The sequence below is a fragment of the uncultured Subdoligranulum sp. genome (genome assembly GCF_937890665.1).
On the sequence record NZ_CALADU010000242.1, the window covers coordinates 1 to 2,961 of the forward strand.

The 2,961-nt window shown below is 56.8% G+C and carries 7 protein-coding genes and 1 tRNA gene; all 8 read right to left on the reverse strand.

Features of this window, described 5'->3' with window-relative positions:
* The coding region (locus Q0526_RS13435) for a terminase family protein (protein WP_298734512.1) at window positions 1–541 on the reverse strand (541 nt) is incomplete at its 3' end.
* Window positions 528–914, reverse strand: coding sequence for a hypothetical protein (locus tag Q0526_RS13440; protein WP_298734514.1), 387 nt, complete (start codon window positions 912–914; stop codon window positions 528–530). The genes Q0526_RS13435 and Q0526_RS13440, both read right to left, overlap by 14 nt.
* A 130-nt stretch (window positions 915–1,044) precedes the next feature.
* A tRNA-Trp gene (locus Q0526_RS13445) sits at window positions 1,045–1,116 on the reverse strand.
* A 67-nt stretch (window positions 1,117–1,183) separates the two neighbouring features.
* Window positions 1,184–1,456, reverse strand: a complete 273-nt coding sequence (locus Q0526_RS13450) for a hypothetical protein (RefSeq protein WP_298734516.1) — start codon at window positions 1,454–1,456, stop codon at window positions 1,184–1,186.
* A 141-nt stretch (window positions 1,457–1,597) separates the two neighbouring features.
* Entirely contained in the window at window positions 1,598–1,783 is a 186-nt protein-coding gene (locus Q0526_RS13455; protein WP_298734518.1) for a hypothetical protein, read from the reverse strand.
* The gene (locus tag Q0526_RS13460; protein ID WP_298734520.1) at window positions 1,767–1,961 is read right to left on the reverse strand and encodes a hypothetical protein; all 195 of its coding nucleotides are present in this window, start codon (window positions 1,959–1,961) and stop codon (window positions 1,767–1,769) included. Before Q0526_RS13460 ends, Q0526_RS13455 begins: the two co-directional genes overlap by 17 nt.
* A gap of 4 nt (window positions 1,962–1,965) precedes the next feature.
* Window positions 1,966–2,178 (reverse strand): hypothetical protein, encoded by a 213-nt coding sequence (locus Q0526_RS13465; RefSeq protein ID WP_298734522.1) that lies wholly within the window; start codon window positions 2,176–2,178, stop codon window positions 1,966–1,968.
* A gap of 231 nt (window positions 2,179–2,409) precedes the next feature.
* Window positions 2,410–2,961 (reverse strand): primase-like DNA-binding domain-containing protein (locus Q0526_RS13470; RefSeq protein WP_298734524.1); only part of this gene is annotated, 552 nt, incomplete at its 5' end.

Genomic DNA, 2,961 nt, shown 5'->3' on the forward strand with positions numbered 1-2,961 from the left:
CAGGGTCCAGGAACGGGTTGTCGTCGATGGTGTACGCCTGGCAATAGATGTCAGCGTCGGAATCCAGAAAGGCCTTGAACCAATGCAGGGGACTGTCCGGGTTGCAAGTGCCGTCAAAATGGCTGTGTGGGCAGGACAGACGGCTCTTGAGCATCTGGAACACATCCCCGCTCCAGGTCGTGATCTCGTCCCCGTAGCAGTACTCGAAGGCTGCGCCCTGGATGCGGACCACGTGCTTCTTGTTGTCAGCGCCCAGCGCGTAGCACTTGCGGCCGAACAGTTGCACGGTGTTGTTGCTGCCGATCGTTCCGACCAGATCGGGCCCCCACAACTCGCGCATGGGGTTCAGGACGTTACGCTCGAGGGTGCCTTTGGTGTTGCCCAGCAGCACGATCAGGCCCTCGCCCCGGCAGGCCAGCAGCCGCTTGGGGATGGTGACCAGCAGGTCCAGCCAGGTCTTGCCGGAGCGCGTGGCCCCGGTCTTGACGTTCCAGCGGTGGGAGCAGTTGGCCAGGTATTCGCGCTGCTTACTCGATAGCACTGTCGATTCCCTCCAACAGTTCAGACGCACGGGTCAGCACGGCGGCATCCGCGTCACCCGGCGGCGTTTCCTCGCCCAGCAGCTTGACCAGAACGGCGGCGGCCCGGGCGTCGCCGTCGGTGGCGGCGTCGGTCAGCCCGGCGATCATAGCCATCTGGTTGTCGATGTCCTCAGGATCCAAGCAGCGTCTGGCCAACTTATTGAATTTCCGCCGGTCCGAAACCGGCAAAGAAAGATAGAGGTCGGCAGCTTCTTTCAGGCTGCGTTTTCGCCGCCTGGATGCCCCCGATGCGATGCCGCCCTTTTGACCCAATTCTCTGGCTTCACTCTCGCTTCGCTGATCCATGGGAATCAGGTTTTCTTCATTCGGCATCTACACCACCTCTCGATCGAAATCACATAAAAAGCCCGGCAGCGCAAAGGACAGATGCTCTTTGTCAGATGTGTGTGGCCATCTCCCGCCTGCCGGGCAGTGGTGTGCAAAGCGGTATTGCACACCTTAGCGCGGGCAGAGGGACTTGGACCCACGGCACGCGGTTTTGGAGACCGCTGCTCTACCAACTGAGCTATGCCCGTGTAAAGCAAAAGCCGCAAGGCGGTTCCCCGATCCTTACGGCTTCTGATGATAGTATTATAGCACGTTTAAGTATCACATTCTATCACAAGTTTGGACACTGCATCTCCGTGACACCTGCAAACGTGCTGGTATTTGTAGTGCATCTCCACAGCGATATTCTCCCAACGCTGGCCGAGTAAGTAACGCCTGCGCAGGATCTCGTGGTCCCGTGCGTTGGTTACTTGCTCCAGCGCCGCGACGATCTCTCGCCGGATAGCCCCGCATTGGTTGATCTGGGCCTGCAGTTCCTGCTGGGCCTGCACGATCTCTTCCACAGCGCGGCAGGCTCTGGCCGTCACTGGCTCCCCCCGGCATACCGGTCAGGGAGGGGGTGACCTTACAGGCACGGGCGCGCAGCTGCTCCACTTCCTCGCCCAGTTCGCGTTCCCGACGTAGGCTGTCCTGATAGCGCCGCAGCCAGCGGACTTTTTCTTCATAGATCATACATCCACCTTGATGTATCTACACCATTGACTTTTCTGTCTTGCATGGCACATGATGGAGCTTATCGTGTTTGGATTTTTCCCGAGCATTTTTGCAAGTTCGTTTATGGTATCTGCAACGGCAAGCGGAAGCTCGTATTTATCATGAGAGATTAGCATGTACATATCAATCTTCGCCTCCATGGTCATGCTCCATGACGATCGGATCAGAAGCGGCTAATGTGTTGTGGATTGTATTTCCGAAGTCGATGGCATCTTTATAGCCTTTGCTCCATCCATCGTTCCAGCCGGCACCGTAGGCAACGAAGCAAAATATCAAAATAGCTCCGGCGTAAATCGCATTACTTAAAATATCAGACATCGGTTCACTTCCTTTCAATTACGGCTATGATCCGACTCACACTGCGCAGCAGGGCACAGCCGCGGGCGGCACAGCTTTGTTCAAATCCGCAACCCAGGCAGGCACCAGGACGCCCTTCTTCGGCCAGGCGTTGCAGCTGTTGGGCGGTACCGGGCGGCGGGCTGTCGTAGGGGACACAGCAAGCGCTGTCGTTGTTGTAAGTCAGGTTCTTCGGCATGTTCATTTCTCCCTTCCGTGGTGGGTTGTGGTGGGTTTTGTCCGTTATGAAAATCCCTCTATAACTTTTACTTTTTTCTTTTTTCTCGTATGGGTCTTTTTCCTGCAAAACCCACCACACCCACCACAAACAGATAGATGTATATAAAAAGCAACGAAAATACGATGGTATTCCGGTGGTGGGTTGGAAGATGAACTCACCGAAAACTCACCACAAACCCACCACACAAGATCACGAAATAGGTCTGGCTTCCATACGGAGCTGCTCGGAGAGCGGTTCTCCCGGGCGGAATCGTCCGTTCTTCTGACCAAAGGAGGCCAGAATGCGGGTGCCGTCGTCGGTCAGACGTAGGTCCAGATACTCATAGTTGAGCCGATTCTTGCGCCGCTGCAGGGTTTTGGCTACTTCTCGGCCGAACTTGGTACCGGTCAGCGGGAAGCGCTCTCCGTTCTCCTCACACCAGGCACGGTAGGTCTGGTAGAGAATCCCAGCCTGAATGGTGTACCCTTGGGCGGTTTCGGTGCAATCCTCCAGAAACTGTTTGAGCCGGTCTTGCTCGCCCCGATATTCTGCGGTGGCGTTGTCCACTGCCACGCAACGGGGAAGCCCACGGCGCTTGCCGCCAGCGCTGGCCTGCATCCACTGGTGTAATCCAACGAGCGCCCAGTTCAGAATTCCCGGAAGCTCGGCACGGAGCTTTTCGGGAAGTTGAAGATCCTGCTTGTCCTCGGGGATGGTCTGGGTGAAAGGTACCAGCCGGATGCGCCGCCAGATACCGGAATC

Excerpts from the sequence above, each read along its gene's own strand:
- Q0526_RS13440 (WP_298734514.1), bottom strand. The coding sequence starts at position 914 with ATGCCGAATGAAGAAAACCTGATTCCCATGGATCAGCGAAGCGAGAGT.
- Q0526_RS13455 (WP_298734518.1), bottom strand. The coding sequence starts at position 1,783 with ATGGAGGCGAAGATTGATATGTACATGCTAATCTCTCATGATAAATAC.
- Q0526_RS13465 (WP_298734522.1), bottom strand. The coding sequence starts at position 2,178 with ATGCCGAAGAACCTGACTTACAACAACGACAGCGCTTGCTGTGTCCCC.
- Q0526_RS13460 (WP_298734520.1), bottom strand. The coding sequence starts at position 1,961 with ATGTCTGATATTTTAAGTAATGCGATTTACGCCGGAGCTATTTTGATA.